25 protein-coding genes are annotated in these 24,846 nt (G+C 38.2%); 15 read left to right on the top strand and 10 right to left on the bottom strand.

Features of this window, described 5'->3' with window-relative positions; genetic code table 11:
* Positions 1–179 precede the first annotated feature (179 nt).
* Positions 180–860: a RadC family protein gene (radC, locus tag K6V43_RS06875; protein ID WP_222382405.1), complete on the top strand. Its 681-nt coding sequence runs from the start codon at positions 180–182 to the stop codon at positions 858–860.
* Here radC and K6V43_RS06870 read toward each other — a convergent pair.
* The 7 genes from K6V43_RS06870 to K6V43_RS06840 all read right to left on the bottom strand — a co-directional run bounded on the left by K6V43_RS06870 (position 857) and on the right by K6V43_RS06840 (position 5,692).
* Positions 857–1,552 (bottom strand): gamma-glutamyl-gamma-aminobutyrate hydrolase family protein, encoded by a 696-nt coding sequence (locus tag K6V43_RS06870; RefSeq protein ID WP_222382404.1) that lies wholly within the window; start codon positions 1,550–1,552, stop codon positions 857–859. The genes radC and K6V43_RS06870 overlap by 4 nt on opposite strands.
* A gap of 3 nt (positions 1,553–1,555) precedes the next feature.
* Positions 1,556–2,194, bottom strand: coding sequence for a redox-sensing transcriptional repressor Rex (locus tag K6V43_RS06865; protein ID WP_024403852.1), 639 nt, complete (start codon positions 2,192–2,194; stop codon positions 1,556–1,558).
* A gap of 145 nt (positions 2,195–2,339) precedes the next feature.
* Positions 2,340–2,543, bottom strand: coding sequence for a DUF4649 family protein (locus K6V43_RS06860; protein ID WP_222382403.1), 204 nt, complete (start codon positions 2,541–2,543; stop codon positions 2,340–2,342).
* The gene (locus K6V43_RS06855) at positions 2,543–2,890 is read right to left on the bottom strand and encodes a DUF1831 domain-containing protein (RefSeq protein WP_172018636.1); all 348 of its coding nucleotides are present in this window, start codon (positions 2,888–2,890) and stop codon (positions 2,543–2,545) included. The genes K6V43_RS06860 and K6V43_RS06855 overlap by 1 nt, the downstream gene beginning before the upstream one ends.
* A 1-nt stretch (position 2,891) precedes the next feature.
* Entirely contained in the window at positions 2,892–4,007 is a 1,116-nt protein-coding gene (locus K6V43_RS06850) for a cysteine desulfurase family protein (RefSeq protein ID WP_222382402.1), read from the bottom strand.
* An 11-nt stretch (positions 4,008–4,018) separates the two neighbouring features.
* Positions 4,019–4,996, bottom strand: a complete 978-nt coding sequence (locus K6V43_RS06845) for a ribose-phosphate diphosphokinase (RefSeq protein WP_222382401.1) — start codon at positions 4,994–4,996, stop codon at positions 4,019–4,021.
* A gap of 120 nt (positions 4,997–5,116) precedes the next feature.
* On the bottom strand, positions 5,117–5,692 hold the full coding sequence (locus K6V43_RS06840; protein WP_222382400.1) for a CYTH domain-containing protein: 576 nt from the start codon (positions 5,690–5,692) through the stop codon (positions 5,117–5,119).
* 86 nt (positions 5,693–5,778) lie between these two features.
* Between K6V43_RS06840 and yjbM the strand changes: the two genes are divergently transcribed.
* The 8 genes from yjbM (at position 5,779) to mutY (ending at position 14,303) form a co-directional block, all read left to right on the top strand.
* Entirely contained in the window at positions 5,779–6,450 is a 672-nt protein-coding gene (gene yjbM, locus K6V43_RS06835) for a GTP diphosphokinase (protein ID WP_024397503.1), read from the top strand.
* Complete coding sequence (locus tag K6V43_RS06830) at positions 6,434–7,252, top strand: NAD kinase (RefSeq protein WP_337250532.1); 819 nt, start codon at positions 6,434–6,436, stop codon at positions 7,250–7,252. Before yjbM ends, K6V43_RS06830 begins: the two co-directional genes overlap by 17 nt.
* Positions 7,252–8,169, top strand: a complete 918-nt coding sequence (locus tag K6V43_RS06825) for an RluA family pseudouridine synthase (protein WP_222382399.1) — start codon at positions 7,252–7,254, stop codon at positions 8,167–8,169. The genes K6V43_RS06830 and K6V43_RS06825 overlap by 1 nt, the downstream gene beginning before the upstream one ends.
* Positions 8,156–9,130 carry a phosphate acetyltransferase gene (pta, locus tag K6V43_RS06820; protein WP_222382398.1) on the top strand — a complete coding sequence of 325 codons (975 nt, stop codon included), beginning with the start codon at positions 8,156–8,158 and terminating at the stop codon, positions 9,128–9,130. The genes K6V43_RS06825 and pta overlap by 14 nt, the downstream gene beginning before the upstream one ends.
* A 1-nt stretch (position 9,131) precedes the next feature.
* Positions 9,132–10,868: an ABC transporter ATP-binding protein gene (locus K6V43_RS06815; protein WP_222382396.1), complete on the top strand. Its 1,737-nt coding sequence runs from the start codon at positions 9,132–9,134 to the stop codon at positions 10,866–10,868.
* Positions 10,855–12,597, top strand: coding sequence for an ABC transporter ATP-binding protein (locus K6V43_RS06810; RefSeq protein WP_222382394.1), 1,743 nt, complete (start codon positions 10,855–10,857; stop codon positions 12,595–12,597). The genes K6V43_RS06815 and K6V43_RS06810 overlap by 14 nt, the downstream gene beginning before the upstream one ends.
* Positions 12,581–12,973 (top strand): PaaI family thioesterase, encoded by a 393-nt coding sequence (locus tag K6V43_RS06805; protein WP_174235197.1) that lies wholly within the window; start codon positions 12,581–12,583, stop codon positions 12,971–12,973. Before K6V43_RS06810 ends, K6V43_RS06805 begins: the two co-directional genes overlap by 17 nt.
* 178 nt (positions 12,974–13,151) lie before the next feature.
* Positions 13,152–14,303: an A/G-specific adenine glycosylase gene (gene mutY, locus K6V43_RS06800; protein WP_222382392.1), complete on the top strand. Its 1,152-nt coding sequence runs from the start codon at positions 13,152–13,154 to the stop codon at positions 14,301–14,303.
* 617 nt (positions 14,304–14,920) lie between these two features.
* Here mutY and K6V43_RS06795 read toward each other — a convergent pair.
* The gene (locus K6V43_RS06795; RefSeq protein ID WP_222382390.1) at positions 14,921–15,706 is read right to left on the bottom strand and encodes an XRE family transcriptional regulator; all 786 of its coding nucleotides are present in this window, start codon (positions 15,704–15,706) and stop codon (positions 14,921–14,923) included.
* A 136-nt stretch (positions 15,707–15,842) separates the two neighbouring features.
* Between K6V43_RS06795 and K6V43_RS06790 the strand changes: the two genes are divergently transcribed.
* Positions 15,843–16,310 (top strand): hypothetical protein, encoded by a 468-nt coding sequence (locus tag K6V43_RS06790; RefSeq protein ID WP_172130510.1) that lies wholly within the window; start codon positions 15,843–15,845, stop codon positions 16,308–16,310.
* A 20-nt stretch (positions 16,311–16,330) separates the two neighbouring features.
* Entirely contained in the window at positions 16,331–16,885 is a 555-nt protein-coding gene (locus K6V43_RS06785) for a hypothetical protein (protein ID WP_261311799.1), read from the top strand.
* Positions 16,886–17,023: 138 nt separating this feature from the next.
* Here the strand turns inward: K6V43_RS06785 and K6V43_RS06780 are convergent, their stop codons facing one another.
* The gene (locus K6V43_RS06780; RefSeq protein ID WP_222382417.1) at positions 17,024–17,350 is read right to left on the bottom strand and encodes a hypothetical protein; all 327 of its coding nucleotides are present in this window, start codon (positions 17,348–17,350) and stop codon (positions 17,024–17,026) included.
* A gap of 606 nt (positions 17,351–17,956) precedes the next feature.
* Here K6V43_RS06780 and K6V43_RS06775 point away from each other — a divergent pair.
* From K6V43_RS06775 to K6V43_RS06760, 4 genes are all read left to right on the top strand, one after another.
* Positions 17,957–19,174, top strand: coding sequence for a v-SNARE N-terminal domain-containing protein (locus K6V43_RS06775; RefSeq protein ID WP_222382388.1), 1,218 nt, complete (start codon positions 17,957–17,959; stop codon positions 19,172–19,174).
* 2 nt (positions 19,175–19,176) lie between these two features.
* On the top strand, positions 19,177–20,037 hold the full coding sequence (locus K6V43_RS06770) for an ABC transporter ATP-binding protein (RefSeq protein ID WP_222382386.1): 861 nt from the start codon (positions 19,177–19,179) through the stop codon (positions 20,035–20,037).
* 14 nt (positions 20,038–20,051) lie between these two features.
* The gene (locus K6V43_RS06765; RefSeq protein WP_222382384.1) at positions 20,052–20,930 is read left to right on the top strand and encodes a hypothetical protein; all 879 of its coding nucleotides are present in this window, start codon (positions 20,052–20,054) and stop codon (positions 20,928–20,930) included.
* Positions 20,931–21,332: 402 nt separating this feature from the next.
* Positions 21,333–22,613 carry an O-acetylhomoserine aminocarboxypropyltransferase/cysteine synthase family protein gene (locus tag K6V43_RS06760; RefSeq protein ID WP_222382382.1) on the top strand — a complete coding sequence of 427 codons (1,281 nt, stop codon included), beginning with the start codon at positions 21,333–21,335 and terminating at the stop codon, positions 22,611–22,613.
* Between the two features lie 68 nt (positions 22,614–22,681).
* Here the strand turns inward: K6V43_RS06760 and K6V43_RS06755 are convergent, their stop codons facing one another.
* Entirely contained in the window at positions 22,682–24,214 is a 1,533-nt protein-coding gene (locus tag K6V43_RS06755) for an ATP-binding cassette domain-containing protein (RefSeq protein ID WP_222382380.1), read from the bottom strand.
* Positions 24,215–24,846: the final 632 nt, after the last annotated feature.

Raw genomic sequence — 24,846 nt, 5'->3', positions numbered from 1 at the left:
CGTGTCAACATCTCAGCGCAGTGGTTGATTGGCAGATTTGTTCGTGTTTTGCACTCCAAATCTAGCCTAATCAACTGTGCGGGGGTGGGAAGACGAACTCTTTTTATCTTGGTCGAGTTCTTTCCCACTCCCACTTTCTTTTTTCTCTGATTTACGAATAGATGTATGAGGAGGAAATTATGTATCAAATTGATTTTAAAGAAGAATCACTTTTACCACGCGAACGATTAGTTGAAGTTGGCCCAGAGCGACTAAGTAATCAAGAGTTACTGGCTATTTTTATTCGAACGGGTACGAGAAACGAACCTGTCAATATTTTATCCAATAAACTATTGAATCAATTGGAGAATTTAGCAAGTTTACGAGATTTATCTATTGAAGAATTGCAGACTTTAACGGGTATTGGTCGTGTAAAAGCAATTGAGATAAAAGCTATGATTGAGCTCGGAAAACGGATCAATCAATCCCACTTGCAGCTAAATGAACAAGTACTAGGTAGTGAAAAATTGGGTCGAAAGATGATCCAAGAAATTGGAGACAAAAAACAAGAGCACTTGGTTGCGCTCTATCTCAATACACAAAATCAAATCATCAAACAGGAGACAATATTTATTGGAAGTGTGAATCGTAGTATTGCAGAACCGCGGGAAATCCTGCATCATGCTATCAAATGCATGGCCACGTCAGTAATTATTGTCCATAATCATCCTTCGGGATCAGTTCACCCTAGTAAGAATGACATACTTTTTACAGAAAATTTAAAACAGTCCTGCGAGGTGCTAGGACTGGTCTTATTAGATCATTTAATTGTGGGGAATAAAAATTATTATTCCTTTAGAGAAGAAAGTGAGCTGTTTTAGAGCTGATTGACGATGTAATCAAATAGCCTATTTTCCGTCTCTCGTTCGCCGTAGAGTAATTCAGGATGCCACTGAACACCCAAAAAGGTATGATAGTCTCTTGTAGACTGTACCGCTTCAATGATTTGTTTATCCGGGGATAGGGCAATCATTTCCAATGAGGGAGCTAGGTTGTTGATTGCTTGGCGATGGAATGAGTTAACGGTTGGCTGCTGAGCATAGATCTGTGATAAGTGGCTTTCAATTGGGAAATAGAGGTCTTGGCTTGGTTGGTTGCCGGGATTTTCCTGCCAATGCCCTGAAATCTCTTGATGGAGACTGCCACCCAGGGCGACGTTATAAATCTGGAGGCCTCTACAAATGCCAAATATAGGTTTTTCTTGTTGGTGAGCAGCTTTTATCAGTGCTAGTTCAAATCGATCTCGCTCAGGAAAATAATTGCTACTATCGATGAGTAATTTTTCCTGATAGTGAATAGGCTCAACATTTTGTCCACCAGTCAATACTAATTTATCAACCAGTTTCATATACTGCTCAGCAAGTTCTGGACGAGTGACTGGTAAAATTAGTGGGATGCCGCCAGCATCTTCAATAGCATTCACTAAGCAAGTTTGAGTATAAGAAAGCAGGGGTTCTGTATGATCCCCTGTTTTATAATGATTTCCGGAAATTCCAATGATTGGTTGACTCATTTTTTATCCTTTGCGCATGAAATAAAGTAGTGTCTGTAGTTCACTTGTCAAGTCAACATATTGGACAACAACATCTTTAGGAACGGTCAAGTTGACAGGTGAGAAGCTAAGAATACCTTTAACGCCAGCTTCAACCAATACATCAGCAACTTCTTGAGCTTTTACGCTTGGTACCGTTAAGATGGCAGTCTGAGAATTTGCTTCCTTGATGCGATCTTTTAACTCTGAAATCGCATGGATAGGAACATTTTCATCAATGGTTCCTACTGCAGGATTATCATCTGCTTCAAAAGCCATGATGATTTTCATTTTATTTCGTTCGTGAAACTTGTAGTGAAGAAGGGCACGACCCATATTCCCAACCCCGATTAACATAACATTGGTAATCGAGTTATCGTTTAAAATATCGGCAAAAAAGTCCATTAAATCCTTCACATTATAACCAAATCCACGGCGTCCAAGTTCACCAAAATATGAGAAATCTCGGCGGACAGTTGCAGAGTCGATTCCGATTGCCTCTGCAATCTCTTTTGAACTTGCTTTTTCGATTTTCTCCGCATAGAATCGTTTAAATACGCGGTAGTAAATGGATAGTCGTTTTGCTGTGGCACGTGGAATTTCAGTATTTTTATCGTTTTTCACATTTGTCTCCTTAATTATATTTTATATACATCATTAATTGGTACATACCAATATAACAAAAATAATAGATAGTCCTCTACTATTCTAGTGTAAGTTTGTGAAAAAATCAACAGATTGAATTGAAAAAGATTAAACAGATTTCTGTCTAATCTATGGATTGTAAATACTGATAGAGGTCCCCAATTCTTCCTTGAAAATCCAATGGTGTTCCATCTCTAAGAATTTGAATGACGGGATAATAATCAGGAAGGGTCAAGCAACCTGCAAAGGCGAGCCTTGCTGCTTCGAGATTGTCAAACTCTTGTTGTCGCTCAACGTGATAGGCATCTTTATAGAAGATTGTTATCATTATTTTCCTTCTTTCGTAAATATATCACGATCTACCAAACTGTCCATCAAGAAATAGAATTTTTCCTGAATGACTTTGTTAGTGTCTTGTTTAAAAATATTCACTAAGTGAAGACCAGATTGATCCGTGATATTAATTTTAAAGCCCTTTAGATCTTGATTAATGATGATTTTTAGTAGAAATCCTTGATTTGAATTTGGGACCTCTTCTAATAAGCGACTGAGTTGGTAGTGACCAGCCTTTGTTACCTCAAAGGTATTGTCTCGTAATGTATATTTTTTTACAGTTGGACTAATATGGTAAATATAATCGCAATCTTTCAATGCTACGGTTTGTTGGAATGCCATGCTAACCTCCAATAATTATTTTTAAAGCTGATAGTAGGATATCTATTTCTTTTTTGGTATTCAATTCTGAAAAGCTAATACGTACGGATTCTTTTAATCTAGGAGAATCACTTCCATACATTGCCTCAAGTACATGACTATTTTCAACGACACCTGCTGTGCAAGCAGATCCAGTGGAAATAGCGATTCCTGCCAAATCTAATCGCATTAACAATTGTTCGTTTAGTTGTCCCGGAAAACCAATATTCAGTACATGAGGTAAATGAGCACCAGCTTGGTTGACGTAAAAATCAAATTCACTTAAATTTTTGAGTGTATAGGATTTCAGATCATGGATATACTCAATATTTTGAATCATTTGTGTTGATTGATGGACGAGCGCTGCAGCCATCCCTGCAATTGCAGGGAGATTTTCTGTTCCTGCTCTGTGTTGATTTTCTTGCTTCCCACCGTGAATCAGTGAATCGAATTGGTGGATTGAAGAGTAGAGAAAACCAATCCCTTTCGGTCCATGGAATTTATGGGCAGAAGCGGACAGAAAATCAATACCAAGTTCTTGTGGTTTAATTGGAATTTTCCCAACCACTTGAACAGCATCGACATGGAAAACAGCTTGATGTTGAGACAAGAGAGAACCGATTTCCCTAATAGGTAGCAGTTGCCCAGTCTCATTATTGGCATACATGACACTAACAAGAATTGTATCAGGTCGTAGGGCTTCTTTAATCTGTTGAGCTGTGATTTCTTGATTTTCTGGCTTTATATATGTAATTTCAAAACCGAATCGTTGCTCTAAGTATTCCATGGTATGCAACACAGCATGGTGTTCAATGGCTGTGGTAATAAGGTGTTTTCCACGATGCATATTTGCCAAAGCATAACCTTGAATAGCAAGATTATCTGCTTCAGATCCACCAGATGTGAAAATGATTGTATCAGGGTTTACAGAAAGTACTCTGGCGATGTCTTCTCGTGCTTTTCTGAGTACTTTATTAGCTTCTCGGCCAAATCCGTGGATGCTGGAAGGATTTCCATAGTGTTGTTGAGCAACTTCAATCATGCTTGATATGGCTGCCTGAGATAGAGCAGTAGTAGCAGCATTATCTAAATATATCAAAGAGTATACTCCTAGTTTTCTTTTTCTGGATTTGTAAATTTAAAGAGTGGGCTGAGTGGACGATGCTCTTGAATGCGGTGAATAGCATCAGCGATTAAGTCACTTGCAGTTAGGAATGCGATATTTTTTGGATGTTGTTCTTTACTTGCAACTGAGTCAGTCACTAAAATTTCTTTTATAGATGTTTCATCCAACAATTGCGCAGCAGTTCCAGCGAAAAGTCCATGACTGGCAACAGCATAAATCTCAGTAGCTCCGCCATCTTCAACAATTTTTGAGGCTTGTGAGAATGTACGGCCAGTATTTAAAATGTCATCGACCAAGATTGCTTTTTTGCCAGCTACATCACCGATGATATAGCCTTCTGCACGGTCAGAATCGTCTTGAGCATAATCAATAATCGCAATCGGAGCATTCAAAAATTCAGCAATATTACGAGCACGCTTGATACCGGAATTTTTTGGACTGACAATGACGACATCCTCGCCGCAGAGTCCTTTTTGCATGTAGTAGGATGCGAACAATGGTTCGGTCAACAGGTTATCTACTGGAATGTCAAAGAAACCTTGAATTTGAGAAGCGTGTAAATCAAGAGTCAATACACGATTGATTCCTGCTTTAACAAGCATATTTGCAACTAGTTTAGCTGTAATTGGTTCACGTGGTGCAGCAGTGCGGTCTTGACGAGCATAGCCGAAATATGGAATGACAGCAGTTACTGAGTTTGCACTTGCACGTTTACATGCATCAATCATGATAAGCAATTCCCAAAGGTGGTTGTTGACTGGAAAACTAGTTGATTGAATAATATAAACGTCAACGCCACGAACGCTCTCTTCAATATTTATTTGAATTTCTCCATCTGAGAATTGGCGAGAAGAAAGTTTTCCTAGAGGCAGACCAGCAGCGGCTGCAATTTTTTCAGCGATATCGCGGTTACTGTTTAGCGAGAATAGTTTAATGTTATGATCACCAGTTGGTTGAACCATTTTGAGAAACTCCTTATTTAATGCTTTTTTATGAAAAATCATAAAAGTAATTTAACAACAGATAACTCTATTTTATCAAAAAATCCTATTTTTTTCAGTAGTAAAGTAAAAAAATCAGCTTTATTGAGCTGATTTTTTTTGAGCCGCAGTTCGAGCTACTTTGCTACTAGCGTATTTGAATTGGATGGATTTTTTCTTTAGGAATTCATCGAATAGTATTTTGCCTTCTTCAGCGTCTGATACCTCGACTTCAAGTTCATAATCTGATTGTCCAAAATAGTTATTCTCATCAAGTGCCATCAATCCAATTGATGTTTCTTTTTCCAATCGCTTGGTCTTTAAGTGTCCCCAAACTGCTAGTTGATTTAATGGAACTGTTGTTTTAGAAATAATATCAGCTATTTGACCGGATGGAAGTTCAAAATGGTCAATATAGTCCTGTGCAGTTTTAATATCTAACAATTGATTATATTCTTGATTCCCGATTTCTTGAGGAATTTTCAATGTTAGCTCTGCTATGTCCTCAAACGTACGAATGCGAAGCGAAAAGCGGTGGTTTTTCATGTCAAGATTCGGAGTATCAATGTAGTAGTTAGTTTGATAGATGGGGGTAACATCAGAAAATTCAGAGAGGAGTCGATTGTATTCTGATTTTGTTAATAAGGTTTTATACTCAATTTCGAGATGGTTTTTCATACAGAAAACCCTTTCATATGTTATAATAGATTCGTCTTTGTGTTATTTTAATACAAATTAGTAGTTTTTACAAGAAAGGGGGCTTTATGGAATTTAACTGGGAAGAATTTTTGGATCCCTACATTCAAACTGTAGGTGAATTAAAAATCAAACTAAGAGGAATTCGTAAGCAATATCGTAAGGCTAATCGTCATTCGCCTATTGAGTTTGTTACTGGGCGAGTTAAGCCAATTGAGTCTATTCAAGAGAAAATGGCGCTTAGACACATTAAACTTGAGCATTTGGCTCAGGATATGCAGGATATTGCTGGTGTTCGAATCATGGTTCAATTTGTTGATGACATTGAAGAAGTGCTCTCCATTCTTCGCAAGCGTAAGGATATGCAAATTATTCATGAACGCGATTATATCAACAATATGAAGGCCTCCGGTTATCGTTCTTATCATGTCGTAATTGCTTATCCAGTAGATACTATTAATGGGAACGAAACGGTTTTAGCGGAGATTCAAATCCGTACTCTTTCAATGAATTTTTGGGCAACAATCGAACATTCGCTCAATTATAAGTATAAAGGAAATTTTCCTGAAGAAATTAAAAAACGATTAGAAGTTACAGCAAAGATAGCATATCAATTAGATGAGGAGATGCGAAAAATCCGCGACGACATTCAAGAAGCTCAGGCTCTCTTTGATCCTGGATATAGAAAATTGAATGATGGCGTTGGAAACAGCGATGATACAGATGAAGAATACAGGTAGAAAAAAAGTCGCATTGCTTGCTAGTCGCAATCCGAAAAGTGAGGCTGTGTCTAGAGAACTCTGGACACGATTGAAAGAAGAAAAATTTATTTTAACACCTAAAAATCCAGATATTGTTATTTCAATTGGGGGCGATGGTATGCTTTTATCGGCCTTTCATAAGTATGAAAAGTTGATAGATCGGGTCCGTTTTGTAGGAATTCATACTGGCCATTTAGGATTTTATACGGATTATCGGGACTTCGAAGTTGAGAAATTGGTTGAAAATTTAAAATTAGATACAGGTGCGCGTGTTTCTTATCCGATTTTAAATGTAAAAGTGAAAATGACGGATGGAAGAATTGTCGAAATGAAAGCTCTCAACGAGGCGACAATCAAGCGCTTGTCTAAAACGATGGTAGCAGATATTATTATCAATAATGTTCCATTTGAACGTTTTCGTGGTGATGGTATTTCAGTTTCAACACCAACTGGTTCAACTGCCTATAATAAGTCACTTGGTGGAGCAGTATTGCACCCTACAATTGAGGCTTTACAGATAGCAGAGGTAGCTAGTTTAAACAATCGTGTTTACAGGACACTTGGGTCATCCATCGTTGTACCGAAAAAAGACAAGATTGTCATTGAACCAAAACACAGTGATCGCTACTCCATTGCGGTGGATAATAAAACGATTGTCTACGACAACATTGATTGCATTGAGTATCAGATTGACAATAGCAAAATCCATTTTGTTGCGACACCTAGCCACACTAGTTTTTGGAATCGTGTTAAGGATGCCTTTATTGGAGAGGTGGAGTAATGCGATTTGATTTTGTTGCTGATCAGCACACAAAGGTGAAAACTTTTTTAAAGGCCCAAGGTGTTTCCAAGGGACTTTTGGCCAAAATTAAATATACAGGTGGTAGCATTTTGGTCAATGGTAGTGAACAGAATGCTACTTACTTGCTTGAAATCGGAGATAGCGTTACAATAAACATACCTGCGGAAGAAGATGTCACTGGAAGTTTGAAACCGATTTCTTTTCCTTTGGATATTGTCTATGAGGATGAACATTTTTTAGCAATCAACAAGCCTGTTGGTTATGCCTCTATTCCTTCGATTCTACATTCTTCTACAATTGCTAATTTCGTGAAAGGATATTTAGTCGAACAAAATTATGAGAATAAGCAGGTTCACATTGTAACGCGATTGGATCGAGATACATCTGGGCTCATGTTGTTTGCCAAGCATGGCTATGCTCATGCCCGATTAGATAAACAATTACAGGCGAAGCAAATTAGTAAGAGGTATTTCGCCTTGGTTCGAGGGGATGGGGAGTTAGAGCAAGAAGGGGACATTATTGCCCCTATTGGTCGACCAGAGGATAGTATTATTACCCGCTGTGTAACACAGAATGGGAAGTATGCTCATACTTCTTATAAACTTGTCCAGTCTTGGGGCAATATTCATCTTGTGGATATACGACTCCATACAGGGCGCACTCATCAGATACGTGTCCATTTTTCCCATATTGGATTTCCACTACTTGGTGATGATTTGTATGGTGGGAGTTTAGATTGTGGTATTGAGCGTCAGGCTCTTCATTGCCACAATCTTGTCTTTACTAACCCTTTTTCAGCCGAAAGGGTTAATTTGGAAGCAGCGCTTCCGGAGGATTTTCAGGCTGTTATCAATCAGTTAATAAAATTTAAGGAGTTTGCTCATGAAAATTTTTGAACAGCTAGCTAGCAAGCTAGAGGGGAAAAAAGTGCGTATTGTTTTACCTGAAGGTGAAGAACCTCGTATCCTTCAAGCGACGAAGCGTTTGGTGAATGAATCAGATGTAGTGCCAGTCTTGCTTGGTAACCCTGAACGTATCAAGATTTATTTGGATATTGAAGGTATTACTGAAGGGTTTGAAATCATTGATCCTGCTCACTATGATCGATATGATGAAATGGTTGAAGCTTTGGTAGAACGCCGAAAAGGAAAAGTAACGGAAGAGCAAGCTCATGAATTGTTGAAAGATGTCAATTACTTTGGTGTCATGTTGGTTTACATGGGCGTTGTAGAAGGAATGGTTTCTGGTGCTATTCATTCAACTGCCTCAACAGTTCGTCCTGCGCTTCAAATTATTAAGACTGAGCCAGGTGTTTCTAAAACATCCGGTGCCTTCTTGATGGTGAAAGGTGAAGAACGTTATATCTTTGGTGACTGTGCTATAAACATTGACCCAGATGCCCAAACATTGGCTGAGATTGCAATCAACTCTGCACGTACTGCAAGAATGTTTGGTATTGATCCAAAAGTTGCGATGCTCAGCTATTCTACAAAAGGCTCTGGTGCGGGTCCTAAAGTGGATAAGGTTGTTGAAGCTACAAAAATTGCTCAAAAATTGCGTCCAGAATTGGATTTGGATGGAGAATTACAATTTGATGCAGCCTTTGTTCCTGCAACTGGTAAATTAAAAGCCCCTGGTTCAAACGTTGCTGGTCAAGCGACTGTATTTATCTTCCCTGGTATTTCAGCTGGTAATATTGGTTACAAAATTGCTGAACGTATGGGTGGGTTTGCTGCTGTCGGTCCGGTTTTACAAGGGTTGAACCAACCAGTAAATGACTTGTCTCGTGGTTGTAACCCAGATGATGTTTATAATTTGACCTTGATTACGGCGGTTCAAGCTTTGGAGCACCGTTAATATGAAATTTTTATCACGGTATTTTAAGGACTATATCAAGGAATCCATTCTAGGTCCAGTTTTCAAGCTATTGGAAGCTAGCTTTGAACTTCTTGTTCCGTTGATAATCGCCTATATCGTAGATACAATTATTCCAAATGGCAACCGGGGAGACCTGGTTGCTATGCTTTTATTACTAGTTGGACTCGCTTGTATTGGAATTATTGTCTCGATAACAGCGCAATATTTTTCAGCCAAAGCAGCAGTCGGAGTGACAAAAGCATTAACGAATGATTTGTATCAGAAAGTCCTTTCTCTTCCAAAATCAAGTCGAGACATACTTTCATCTGCCAGTTTATTAACCAGATTGACGAGTGATGCTTTGCAGGTTCAAACAGGTATCAATACTTTTTTACGTTTATTCCTAAGGGCTCCGATTGTCGTATTTGGTTCACTGATTATGGCATTCTATATTAGCCCAAGTCTATCAATCTATTTTCTAGGAATGATTCTCCTGTTGTTGGTCATCGTAACAGGAATTTCAGTCCTGACTAGTCGTATTTATCAATCTATTCGAAAGGAATTAGATGGTTTGGTAGGACAGGTACGAGAAACGGTTACTGGCTGGAGAGTGATTCGAGCTTTTGGGCAGAGAGAGCGAGAAATTAAGACATTTCAAGGCATAAATCAACGATATAAGAAGCAACAGCTACAGGCTGGTTTTTGGTCAAGTCTTTTGTCCCCCTTGACCTTTCTAGTTGTCAATGGAACCTTGATTATTCTCATCTGGCAGGGAAATAAGGCTATTTCACACAATTTGTTGGAACTGGGGATGTTGGTCGCTCTTATCAACTACCTTCTTCAAATTTTAGTCGAATTGGTCAAGATGATTATGGTCGTGTCTACTCTCAACCAGACCTACATTTCAGCGCAACGTATTCAAGAGGTGTTTGAACAAGAATCTGAGGATGTAGAAGCCAATCTGCCAGTAGTTTATAGTGCAGACAAGGAATTGATTTTTTCCGTGAACCATCTTTCCTTTTCTTATCCAAAATCTTCTGAGGAATCACTAATAGATATTAATTTTGAACTAGGTAAGGGGCAGTTTATGGGAGTAATTGGTGGTACTGGTTCAGGGAAATCGACCTTAGTAGACCTTTTACAGGCTCTTTATTCCATACCGAACAGCCAACTCTCTTTCTTTATTGATGGGAAAAGTCCTAGGAATTTGAAAGAGTGGCGGCAGCAATTAGCTATTGTTCCGCAACAAGCTCAGCTTTTTGCTGGGACTGTGCGTTCTAACCTGTCATTAGGCTTAGAAAGTGTATTGGACAGTGAGTTATGGGTAGCGCTGGAAATTGCACAGGCTAAGTCCTTCATTGAGGACAAGGGAGGCCTAGATAGTCCTGTCGAAGCCTTTGGGAAGAATTTTTCTGGTGGACAGCGTCAACGTTTGACTATTGCACGCGCTATTTTACAGAAAGCACCGATATTGGTTTTAGATGATGCGACCTCTGCTTTGGATTATCTGACAGAGAGTCGGTTATTGGCTGCGATTCGTCGTGAATTGCCTGAGCAAACCTTAATAATGGTATCTCAGAGAACCAATAGTTTACGAACAGCTGATCTGATTTTAGTCTTGGATCGAGGGCGTCAAGTGGGACTTGGCCGTCATGAAGACTTGCTGAGAAGATCTGCCATTTACCATGAAATCGATCAATCACAACATAGGGAGGAGGACAGCCATGAAACAATCTAGTTTTAAGGAACTGGTCAGATTGGTTTTGGGCCAACCCTTTCGAATGTCCTTGATGTTGGTGGGAACTTTGATGCAGGTGCTTCTGACAGTCTATCTACCTATCTTGATTGGTCAGGCAGTCGATGCAGTATTGATAGCGGATGGTCAGGTCTTGCTAGGGATAATTGGCAAAATGGTGATGGTTATCTTGCTTAATACGCTGGTGCAATGGTATCTCCCACTAGTAACCAATCGCTTGGTTTATGGAATGGTGTCCGACTTGCGTGAACAGGTTTATGTTAAGCTGCACCAGATGCCCCTATCTTATCTGGATCGTCATTCAGTTGGTGATTTGGTAGCTCGTTTTTCAAGTGATAGTGAGCAATTAACCAACGGACTCTTAATGGTTTTCAATCAATTTTTCATAGGTATCTTGACCATTTTCTTAACCATTTTCACTATGGCTAGGCTTGACTTGACGATGATGTTGGTTGTTGTTGCCCTGACTCCCGTGTCTCTGCTTGTTGCACGGTATATTGCTAAAAAATCCTATGGTTATTATAGAAAACAAACACAGGCACGTGGGAAGCAATCTCAGCTACTTGAGGAATCGATTAGTCAACTGACCTTGGTTCAATCTTTCAATGCTCAAGAGCAATTTACGCATGGGTTTCAAGTTGTGAATGAACAGTATGCGACCTATTCCCAACAGGCTATCTTTGCCTCTTCAACGGTCAATCCAAGTACACGGTTTATCAATGCTATTATTTATGCCTTGCTTGCAGGACTTGGAGCGCTGAGAATTATGGCAGGACAGTTTACAGTGGGTTCACTGACAACTTTTCTCAATTATGCTAGTCAGTACAGCAAGCCTTTTAATGATATTTCCTCGGTCCTATCGGAATTGCAGAGCGCTTTAGCTTGTGCAGACAGGCTGTTTGCTATCTTGGCTCTAGATAGCATTGACGATCAGGCTGAGCGGAAAATCGATTCAGAGGAGTTGAAGGGAACTATTTCCTTTGACAATGTGTCTTTCTCATACAGCGCTGACCGTTCTCTGATAGAACATTTGGACATTGATGTCAAAGCAGGACAAAAGGTAGCCATTGTTGGACCTACTGGTGCTGGTAAATCAACCATGATTAACCTGCTTATGCGTTTCTACGATGTAACGGCTGGTCAAATTACTTTAGATGAGGTTCCGATTAGCCAGTACAGTCGTGAGGATCTTCGCAGACAGATTGGGATGGTTTTACAGGAGACATGGATCAAATCTGGTACCATTCATGATAATATTGCCTATGGCTATCCAAATGCCACGCGGGAATTGGTCATTGAGGCGGCTAAGGCAGCTAATGCAGACTTCTTTATTCGTCAGCTTCCGCAAGGTTATGATACAGTTTTGGCAGATGGAGGAGAAGCCTTATCTCAAGGACAACGTCAGCTCTTGTCAATTGCGCGTGTCTTTGTTAAAATACCTAAAATTCTGATTTTAGACGAGGCGACTTCCTCTATTGATACACGGACAGAAATTTTAGTACAGGAAGCATTTGCCAAATTGATGGAAGGACGGACCAGTTTTATTATTGCTCATCGCCTATCAACCATTCAATCAGCTGACTTGATTTTAGTAATGGTGGATGGAAAAATTGTTGAACAAGGAAATCATAGAGAGTTGATGAAGAAGCAGGGCGTATATTACCAAATGCAAACGAGTCAGCAATCAGAGGAGAATGAATGTGTTAGATAAATTAGACTTACAACCGATTACAGTTTTAGATGACTATCAAGCTACAATGCTCAATGAGAAAGAGGTACTACTGACTACTAAGGTGACTGAAAAGTCTCTCAATCCATATGGTATGGCTCATGGAGGCTTCCTCTTTACATTAGCTGATTCAGTAGCAGGATTGACTACAGTAGCAGGGGGTTCTTATTCAGTCACCCTACAGTCCAATATCCATTATATGAAGGCGGCAAAACTTGGTGATAGCTTATCCGTCACTGGTTCTTGCACACATGATGGAAGTAGAACAAAGGTCGTCGAAGTGAAGATAGAAAATCAAGATAAACAGCTACTTGCTTCAGCAAGCTTTACCATGTTTGTAACAGGTAAAGTAGAATAATACTCAACGAACATCAAAAGCAGCCGGTCCTGGTTAGTTTTAGAGAAACAAATTTCATTCGCTTTATCTCAAACCTCCAAAGGCTCCCCAAACCTCTCGAGCTAATTTGATTTTAATTATAAACAAGATACGGGAGTTGGCAAAAGCTGGCTCCCTTTCTTTGTGTTATACTAGATGTATGTTAGATTTGAAAGAATATGGAATCGAAATGTGGCCGGAGGAAAAGATTCAATCTTTTCGCAAGGCACTCTTAGATTGGTATGATGCTAATAAACGTGATTTGCCTTGGAGAAGGACAAGGGACCCATACGCTATATGGGTTTCTGAAATCATGCTTCAACAGACAAGAGTAGACACGGTCATTCCTTATTATGAACGTTTTCTCCATCACTTGCCTACGATTAGTGATTTAGCACAAGCACCAGAGGAGGTCATTCTCAAACTCTGGGAGGGATTGGGCTATTATTCGCGCGTGCGGAATATGCAAAAGGCGGCTCAGCAAATGGTAGAAGATTTTGATGGGCAATTTCCGACCACGCATGCAGCCATTTCAAGCCTAAAGGGCATTGGTCCCTATACTGCTGGAGCAATTTCCAGTATTGCTTTTAATTTGCCAGAACCAGCGGTAGATGGTAATGTGATGCGGGTTCTCAGCCGCTTGTTTGAGGTTGATTATGATATTGGTTTGCCTGCCAATCGTAAGATTTTCCAAGCGATGATGGAGCTATTGATTGATCCAGATCGACCGGGCGATTTCAACCAAGCCCTGATGGATCTGGGTTCGGATATTGAATCGCCAGTTAATCCACGTCCCCAGGACAGCCCAGTCAAAGCCTTTAGCGCAGCCTACTTAAACGGTACAATGGATAAGTATCCAATCAAAGCACCAAAGAAAAAGCCGATTCCCGTGGCCTACCAAGGATTTCTTATTAGAAATAAAGATAATCAATTTTTATTGGAAAAAAATAATGAAGCAGGTCTTCTATCAGGTTTCTGGTCTTTTCCGCTTTTGGAAAAAGGAGCAATCGTTGACAAGCAAGTCTCTCTCTTTGAAGTTGCAGAAGAAGTTGTTCAGCCAGATATTCGGCAGAGCTTTACGGAACTTTATGGTCTGACTGTTGATTGGCAAGAGCAAGAATTTGATACCGTCCAGCACATTTTTAGTCACCGCAAATGGCAAATCGAATTGATAGAAGGTATATCAGATTCAAGCACACTTCCAGATTCAAAAGAATTGAAATGGGTCTCTGTAGAAGATTTTCCTACCTATCCATTTGCAAAACCGCAGCAGAAAATGTGGGAATCTTTTGTAAAAGCAAAAGAAAGTTAAAAAAATGATAAAAAAAATGAATTTGGAGCACATAATTATTTGAAAGCGTTTTACAATAGTGGTATAATCTAATTGAAAAAAGGAAATAGTTTGATTTAAGATGTTGAACGCCATCTGACCGAGTGAAAGGAGTCTATTAGCGTTCATAGGTGTGTATATACTACTAGGATTCTGAATTTTTTGCAAAAAAATTGCAGATTTTAGTAGGGGAAAAGTCTTTCGTCGGTTTTCCAAATGTAATTTGGAATGTAGTGTTTTATAATGCATAGCATTTGTACCTGACATTAGCCCAGTTACCCAGTTCAATCTAAATGAAGGCTAATATTTTCATACCATAACGATTCAATTTTCAGCATACAAGTTGAGAAATAGTAAAATCAAAACCTCTAATAATTTTCAATAATAATAAGCAATCTCCACACTTTAAATAAAATAGTAGAGGACAATCAATCGACATAAGGGTAGCTAAATAATTAATTTACTTATTAAATCAACTCTATCAAGATTAAAAGTTGACACCGGTTCATTTTGGTTTTGAAAAGAGTATCAATTGTCAATAGTCATCAGATGAGAGACTTTTCCGTTAAAAGAAAAGGGAGGCGAGTAAGCCTCCTTTTTTAATCATAAATTGCAACCACTTGACCAATTGGGCGGATATCGTCATCTGCATTAAAATATATATCATCATAGTCTGGATTGAGTGATTGTAGGTAGTCGCCTTTGAATTTTTTAACAAAATTTTCCCCATTTACGGAGAAAATCCCAATGGCATTTAATGGAATATGTGGGGTTAATCGAATAAATAAATAATCGCCATCTTGAATCTGTGGAGCCATGGAATCACCAACTACTTGGGCGATTGTATCATATGTGTGGCTGTCAGGAATGTCATCACTGAAGAATGAGACTAGGTTATTCAAATCAGTATCCTGCCAATAACCAGTACCAGCAGAGACTTTACCTGGAACGGCTAACTCAACCCGATCACGGTAATCATCCATTTGCAGAATGTTTGTCTGACTAGTTTCCCGCATAGCCAGTAACTGTTCTTGACCAAAGGCTAGCCATTGACTGTGAAATGGTTCTTGTAACTCTTTATCCAAGAGCTGGACCTGAGGATGGATAGGTTGCTGAAAAAGCTTGAATTGCCCAGGAGTGATTGTCAAAGCAATGCCTTGATTGGTGTCTAACTGTTCGATCACTTCCCCAACAGATATGGACATTCCTTTTGCTACTTTTTCAAGTGTATCCATTGTCGGCAAAAGAGCTTTTTTTGTTTTGGGATGTTGGTTCTTTTCTAACATGGAAATATATCCCTTTGTTAAACCAGATAGCTCCGCAAATTTATCCATTGATAATGAATGTTTGTTTCGGTATTCTTTTAATATTTCGCCTAGTATCATGGTTGTCTCCTTGTTTGTTTAACTAATTATACCATTTTATATTTTTGTTTGCAAATATTGTTTAACATGTTTGACAAAATAAAAAATTGGTGTTAAAATTATCTCACATAAATGAAAAACGGAGGTAGGATCGATTATGAAGACAGTTATTTCTTGGAATGATATTTATAAGGAATGGGAAACATATGCTAGTCATTTTGGGTTGACCTCTCCGTTAGACATGGAAGATTTTGAAGGTAGGTGGTCTGAGGATTTTGGAAAGGGAAGTGTGTTCACAGCTAACTTATTACGTACTTACCAATTCGATGTTGAAAAGACAGCTGCTGTGTGGATTGCATCATTTTGTCGGGATTTGATGCAGGATTATGCCTATTTGTTAAATGGCAAAGCCTATCTCATGGCCAATCACCTATATTTTCTGGCTATCAAACAACTTCAAGATGAACAAGTTATTTGGTCAAAACCTTTGACACGTTTACAGCCGAAGTTATTTTTATCTTACCGTTTGTTGGAGAATTTAGATTTAAGTCAGTATCCTTGCATTGTCGAGCTGGCAATGCTACAAGCGAGTATGATTCGGTCACAACTATTGGAAAATAAATAAGGATTTAAGGGAGAATGAAGATGTTAAAGATGTTATATATGCAAAATACTAAAATGGATTTATCAAAGATAGAAGACTACTGGATGGACACCTTAGTTGAGCGAGGGATTTTTGATGATACCGAAGTTCACAACGGTCTATGTTGGAGATGTAAAACTCCTCATGCTGTGTCTGCTTATCAAATTGTATCGCATAAGTGGAAAACAGACATGACTAGTTTTGCGAATCAAATGGTACTCTGTCAATCCTGTCAGTATGAAAAACCAGATGTGGCAGATGCTGAAATTATATGGCAGTGGCTAGAAGTCGAAAGTGACCACAGGTATTGGGTGCTACAAGGTATGGCAGAGTATGAAAAGATGTATAATAAAACAGTACTTCAAGAATTGTGGGATATGGGAACTAGAGAAGGAGAAGAAGTGGAGAGGCTTGTTACTAAAGTGATGAATTCTTCTCGTGAAAACAGTGTCGTTTTAAATCGTGCAACAATAGCAGGCCTCTTTCGAACTGAGATTGAACGGATGCGTAGAAAGGCTTTCTTGAATTGGACAGGAATTTTTAAGTTGGTCAGCTAGTCGACATACTTGTAAGGATAGATCCCATAAGGGTGAGAATAGTAGATAAATATAAAAACGCATTGGTTAGATTCCTTTACTTGGAATTCTAACCAATGCGTTTTAAGATAAAAATCAACTAATAAAAATTAGGTTGGATTATTCGATGTTGGAGATAAAACGGTTTTCTTTTCTGGAAAAACGGTTACCACAGTATTGGCAGCGATAATATGTTCTATCGGCTTCATAGAGCATTGCAAACATTGCTCCTTCAACACCATTGATTGCATGGCCGACCATTCCAGCTTTACGAGAATATTGTTTTCGATTTGGAGTATAAGTTTGAAGTTTGATAGACTTACATTTTGGACATCTTGGTGGCTGCTTGGTATCCTTAGTATTGGGATGGAACCGCCGATAAATACTATAAGAAATTATCAAGATAACAAGGATTATTGGTCCAATATATTCTAATAATGTATTCATAATATCATTGTATCTGTTCTTCTTATTTTATTCAAGTAATATGAGTAGTGGATTTTAAAGTATTGAATAGCCCATCAAATATGTATTCGCCTATAATTCTAATTTTATTATTATTAATCTAAAACAATCCTACCTCAGAAAATTGTGGTAAAACAAGTTACTTACTATTTTTTTATAAGAATGCACATAATAATTTGCTCTTTTAGCTGTGTATATATATAATTATATTGTGAGAAGAGATTTTATCATAAATGGAGGTTTATTATGAAAAAAAATTGTAGTTCATTTACTATTAATACTTTCTATTTTTATTCCCGTTGTTACTCAAATGAATACCATACCAGTGAAAGCTGAAACTGGATTACGAGTTGCTGTTCTTCCAAAATCTTATTACATTAGTGATAAGCTATTTATTGTTAGATACCTCTCGCAAACTAAATATTATGAAGAATATAGAAACGGACTAAAATATTCCGGTAATTTACGATTAACTGACTATATTCAGGACAGCGATGGTTTTTATTTGGCATATTATTCTGGAACTATTTCTAGATAGACTGTACATATAACTAGTCGTATAAATCTCTTCTCTTTTCGGAGGTAGCTATGTTTCAGGTTGAAAGAAAATTATTTTTACGTAGTAAAAAAACATTGATTGCTATTCTTATTTTACTAGTTATTACTCTGGCTAGTTCTTTCATAGCAGGGTATCACAATCGAGAAGCAAAGTCGAAGGTCATTCTGCATGATGAACTTATGGTTCAAAATATTGAGAATATGTTGCAAGATTTGGAAGAACAGTATCAAAATAGTTTAATCGATCAAATGGATTATGAAGCTGAACAAAAATTTTTCACAGATTATATTGCTAACTATCAAAAGGAAATTCAAGCTGTCAAAAATGACGATTGGGCCTATTTTTATGAAAGTAATATCCAGCACTATCAGCTAGATGGGCAGTATATTTCTTTTGCTTACGAAGGTTATGGATTTACCTCTCAAACCATTGAAAATACGGTCTTAGTTTCCAAGTACTTATTAGAGCATGAGATCCCCTCTGCCTTTCCGACTGAATTATTTCTAACCGCTTTTGAATTACCAAAATCACAAACAGATCGAGAAATTGTCAATAGTTTAGGACAACAAGCACTAAAGGGAGCTAGTCATGAAATCTGGAAATGGCAGAAAAATAATGGGGTTATCATCACGAGCCTACTCTTTCTCGTCTGTTTTACAGATTTTTTTATTAAGAATCAGATAGGAAATAACAGGCAAATCCGTCTCTTGCAGACAAGTGGAATGAGCAGGATACAGTTTACATGCAAGAAGTACATTGCTTTTTTTATCCTTTACAGTTTTCTTTTCTTCGCTACTTATTTGTGTCACTTCCTAATATCCTCGCTTGTAAATGGGAATAGTAGCTGGATATACCCTATACCTACTTATATCAGCAAAGAATTAACCTTTAGTTTTATTCATACACATATCAGCCCCATTTATCAAGTAATCTTTCTTGCTAGTTGTATTCACTATCTTTATCTTCTATTCCTTCTAGGAGTAGCGCAAACCATAGCAATTTTGTTTAAAAATGGACTTGCTGGATTTTTAGTTACACTCGGAATGGCTTTGTGCGCCAACCTTTATCCAAACATTTTCAATCCTTTCAGTCTTTGGAATGCAGGTGATTTATCAGATGGGAGTATCCTAATTTTCCATCAGTTTTCTGGAGATGTTACTACGCGAGCTTTATTCATTTTACTAATAAGCAACTTATTGATTTATATTCTTCAGTTTTATTTATTAATAAGAAAAAGGGAGGTCTGACTATGCGATTAGCCATTCAAGATTTATGCAAGTCTTTCGGACAAAAGAAAATCCTTGATCATCTAAATCTAGAACTAGAGGGACCAGGTATCTGGGCCTTAATTGGCCCAAATGGTGCAGGAAAGACAACCTTTTTGGATTGCATTGCTAACCTACAATCTATCGATTCTGGCACTATTCAAGTTCTTGGAAAGAAACATACTGACTCTGGTATTTATCAATCCTTTGCTTACTTGCAAGATAATCGAGTCCTATACCCTGAATTGACGGGAATGGAACATTTACGATTGGTTCAAGGTATTCAAGGTTTACCAAAAGAGCGAATTGAACAAGTGATTGAAGAAATTGGCATTCATGATTATGTAAGTATACCTGTCAAAAATTATTCACTTGGAATGAAGCAGCACCTCCTACTTGCAATTTGTATTTTGAACAAACCTAAGCTCATACTCTTAGATGAACCTTTAAACGGCTTAGATCCGACTAGTTATATACAAACCAGGAAATTGCTTAAAAGTTTAGCACAAGCTGGATCTACTGTCATTGTATCTTCTCACCAATTAAATGAAGTTGACCAACTAACAAATCAGCTTTTATTTCTTAAGAATGGTAAGCTTATTCACCGAAAACTCGACTGTGTTGGACGACAGTACAGCATTCAAACCACTGATAACCATGCTGTATGTGAGAGTTTAAGATATCTGAATGGAGTGTCTTTGCTAAAAGAAGGGATTCAAGTTGATACTAGTCTCCATAATCTTAATTTCTACTTGGAGCTGATTATGGCTTGTCAAGTTAAAATACTAGATATTGCTCCTCTCGAACACCAATCTGAAGATATCTATAAAGAACTATTTGAATAGGAGAGCTTGAGACAATGAACTTAGTTACCCTTTTTATTTTACGACTCAGGCGAAATTCTATTTTTCTAGCCTTAGTTATGGTGGTACTCAGTATCCCAGTTGCGTTGACCTTTCGAAATGTTTTAGAGGTTGATAGACTGAGATTTGAGGATAGAGTTCGAATTAATCGAATTAAAAGAGATGCTGAATATATTTTGTATGCTGACAATGCAGAAGAATCATTAGACAGTGATGCTACTGAATATTATAAAAAAATCCTAATTCTTGCAACTGACTACTTGGACAATGAATACAGACAGGGTAAAAGTCAGACAGTCTTAAAAACAGAGCTTGAACTCTACCGAACCTTACATAACTGGGAGGCAAAAGGGCACCTCATCAATCACTATACTAGCAGTGAATTGTCGGAAAAAATTGCAGTCTATTCTGAAGTCCTCGAGCAGTCACTTGACTTCCATTACCCTTCTGCCCCAAATGACTTTTATTTGATTTTATTGCAGATTCTTCCGGTCAGTAACATGCTCCTCCCCGCTCTTATTTGTTGTATTACGGTGTGGCTTTTGATAAATGATTTATCAAAACATAGGGGCTTACTTTTTAGTTATGGACTGTCGCCTAGTCAGTATGCCAATAGCTTAACATTACTTGCTGTTTTCATGTATACCATCATATATGCTTTAGGGATATCCATATTGCTTGTGCTATCAAGTATGTTTCTCTTTACATTTCAAATTCGCTATCCTGTGCTAATACAGACAACAACAATTTCTACGGTGGCAACAATAGACATAATAAAATCACTTCTGTTTGAAATGGTGGGACTAGCCTGTCTATCTCTCATTTTCATCAGATTGTTCGCTCTCAAGATTCTTGAGAAGTATAAAAAACGTTAAATGATATTGCCTTTATATCAAATTTATGACTTAATGCCTTTGTATACTCACCGCAAGCGAGTCCTCTAAATTAGTTTGACAATCGAGCATTGATAGCCGAAACAAAATCTAAGTAAAATCCCCTCTCACATTTAAAAAACAAGCGATTCAGAACAATATTGCCTAATTCTTGTTGGACTTTTTATACAGTCCTAAATATATAAATGAATTGAGTTTATATACGATTTGCTATAGAGTAACTGCCTTTCCGCTATAAATAATCCTTTTGACTTGGTTAGTAGCTTAGGTGTCACTCATAAGATGTGGTTATAGGTGTTAACTATAGGGTTCCTTAACATTTAAATATTAGTCAAGATGGTAAAAATGAGGTAGAATACTGAAAAAGACCAAAGGAGTATCTTTATGGCTAGAGAATTTTCATTTGAAACCCTTCAACTTCATGCTGGACAGGAGGTTGATGCTGCTTCAAAATCGCGTGCGGTACCTATTTATCAGACAACTTCCTATGTATTTGAAGATGCTCAAGAAGCGGAGGATTTGTTTGCTTTACGTAAACCTGGTAATATCTACACTCGTATTACCAATCCAACGGTTGCTACTTTTGAGAATCGTATTGCTGCCTTAGAAGGTGGCGTTGGGGCGCTCGCAACTGCTTCTGGTATGGCAGCAATTACCTATACTGTTTTAGCATTAGCACACGCTGGGGATCATATTGTAGCAGCGACCACTCTCTATGGTGGGACCTTTAATCTTTTCAAAGAAACCCTTCCTCGCTATGGTATTACAACAAGCTTTGTCGATATTGATGACTTTGAAGCAGTAGAAGCTGCCATTCAAGATAATACAAAACTGGTATTTATTGAAACCTTGGGAAATCCTGTTATCAATATTCCTGATCTTGAAAAATTGGCAGAAATTGCACACAACCACCACATCCCGCTTGTTTCAGATAATACCTTCGCAACTCCATATTTGATTAATGTATTTTCTCATGGTGTTGATATTGTAGTCCATTCAGCAACCAAGTTTATCGGTGGGCATGGTACGACCATTGGCGGTGTGATTGTCGATAGCGGCAAGTTTGATTGGGTGGCATCTGGTAAGTTTCCGCAATTTGTTGAAGAAGATCCAAGCTATCATAACATTAGTTATACTCGTGATATTGGTGCAGCTGCATTTATTGTGGCAGTTCGTGTACAATTACTTCGTGATACAGGTGCTGCCCTTTCTCCATTTAACGCCTTCTTGCTTTTGCAAGGGTTAGAAACCTTGTCTCTCCGTGTAGAGCGTCATGTATCTAATGCTGAAAAAATTGTTGACTTTTTACTTAGTCATCCTCAGGTAGAGTCGGTCAATTATCCATCACTTCCAGATAGTCCTTATAAGCCTTTGGCGGATAAATACCTGCCTAAGGGAGTTGGCTCTATTTTCTCTTTCCAAGTAGAAGGCGGAGCAGAAGAAGCGCGTAAGGTTATTGATAGTTTGGAAATCTTTTCCAATTTAGCAAACGTTGCCGATGCTAAATCACTAGTAGTTCATCCAGCTACAACCACGCATGCTCAGTTAGCTCCAGAAGATTTACTTGCTGCTGGGGTCACACCAAATCAAATCCGCCTATCCATCGGACTTGAAAATGTCAATGATTTGATTGAGGACTTACAGCTTGCTCTTGATAAACTATAAGCTGTAAAGCGAATATATTCGAAATACTATTAGAAAAGGAAATTTGGCATGTGCGCCAACTTCCTTTTTTATATCTGTTCTAGTTCTTCCAGTCCATTCTCAGTTAGTCGGTAGATTCTTTGACAAACTTCTTTCAAAAAACGTCTGTCGTGTGATACACATACCAAGCCACCTGGATAATCGGCAAATAGTTGACGAATATATGGCTGAGAAGTAGGAGAGAAGTTTCGACTGGGTTCATCTAATAAGAGAAAATTGGCTTGATCAAGAACCATTTTTAACAAGAGTAACTTGGCTTTTTGTCCCCCCGAAAGTTCACAGATCTTGTGATGAACTTCTTGTCGTGTAAACTGCAGACTGGCTAGATGTGTTAAGATAAGTTGTTCCTGCTCACGATTGCCATTTTCTAATAAAAAATCAAGTGGAGTTTTAGATTCATCAAGGACTTCTGAATAGTGCTGGGGCATGTATCCCAAGTTTATGTCCGCTCGTTGCCTGAGTTCTTGATAGATTAACTTTAGAAAACTGGATTTACCAATTCCATTTTGTCCAATGATGCCAATTTTCTCTTGTCCATTTAAGTTGAAATGGATATTTTGAACTAATTGTCGCCCTTCAATGTTCAATTGGAAGTTTTCTAAGTGAAGCACTTGTTTTCTAGCTGGTAGTGGTGAAATGTCTGAGAAGAAGAGGGTAATGGCATCCTCATGAAAAGGAACTTGTGTGAGATTTTCCTTCATTCTCTCATAGCGTTTTTCACGTGATAAGACATTCTTCATTTTCTTGGCTATGAGCCGTCCCAATGTAGCATCATGGGTGTTGAGCAAGGTATGACGAACCTGTGATTTTTGACGTAGGTGCTTGTTCATAGCTTTGTCAAATTCTTTTTGATCATTCCGAGCTTGTTGGACTTGCTTCTGATAGGCTTGTTGGCGTCTCAATGCGTAATCTTGGTAGTCAAGATCTTCAACCTTGGTCTGAGCAAGTGTTTTCTTTTTTACTGATTCTAGGTGAATGATTTTTGTAGCTGTTCTGCTAAGAAAGTCTTCATCGTGAGAAACAAAAAGGATGGTCTTTGGACTCGTGATGATATAGTTTTCAAGCCAAAGTAAGGTATCTAAATCCAAGTCGTTAGACGGCTCATCTAGAAAAATAATATCAGATGGAGTTGCTAAAGATTTGATTAACTGAATTTTTAATTTTTCGCCACCTGACAGGCTTCCAATCAATTGTTGACTGGCAAATCGCTCACTGTCAAACTGGAGCTGGTCAGCATAGAGGTAGAGTAGACCGTAATCAATGTCACTGTCCAAGTCAGCGAAGAAGTAGTCGTTCAAGGTTAGCTCTGCTATTTCCAGTGGAAGACTTTGGGGAATATAGACTGGTGAGTGAAAATATCGGTGAATGCTGCCTGATATGAGCAGGTAGTCGGCGACAAGAGCTGAATCCATCAAGGTGAGTAATAGACTGGATTTTCCATTTCCTTCTTCGCCGATGATGGCTATTTTATCGCCAGGGTTGACAATGAGGTTTAGGTCATGAACCAGATTTCTCAAATCTTTTTGATGGTCGAGGGTTAGGTGTTGAGTGGTTAGTAGCATAAGGCCTCCTTTACAAGAAAAAACACACTACCTATTTAGTAGTGTGTCAAGTCCTGCTCAAAAAGACCCTATTCATGGAATAGAGGGAGCAGAAAAATGGACGCAAGAAAACTACTAAATAAGTATAGAACTTAAATTGAGTTTACTTGTTACTGTCCATTTCTCCTTACCTCGCAATTACAATTTTCTAATAGTTTACCATATGTATTGAGATTTGTCAATTTTTCAAGAGATAGTCAGCAAGACGAATGATTGGTCGTAGGTGACTATCTCTTGAAAAATAATGAAAATAATTCATAGATAGGGTGTTACTTTTTTCCCTAACCTGTGCTATAATACACACAATGTTAGGTTTCTTTTTGCTTAATCATGGTGGTTAGGTATGATGTAGAGCTGACAGATGTTTCAAATCTTTGGTTTGAAAATAAATAGGGAAATGAAAAAAATTTATGGATATCTTTTTAAGTGTCTTACCCATTGTTGTCTTGATTTTTCTGATGATAAAATTGAGGGTAGCAGCGAATTATGAACTGCTCCCTGTCAAGTGGACAATGAAATAATAAAAGATTAGGCGACGGCCTTGTTCCTCATTTCAAGAGGGGCAAGGCCGTTGTTGCGTTCTTGAAAACGTT

The sequence above is a fragment of the Streptococcus suis genome, assembly GCF_019794615.1.
In the GTDB taxonomy this organism is placed as follows: domain Bacteria; phylum Bacillota; class Bacilli; order Lactobacillales; family Streptococcaceae; genus Streptococcus; species Streptococcus suis_AI.
The sequence above is the reverse complement of the archived record's forward strand: the minus strand, read 5'-3'. Positions and strand labels throughout refer to the sequence as shown.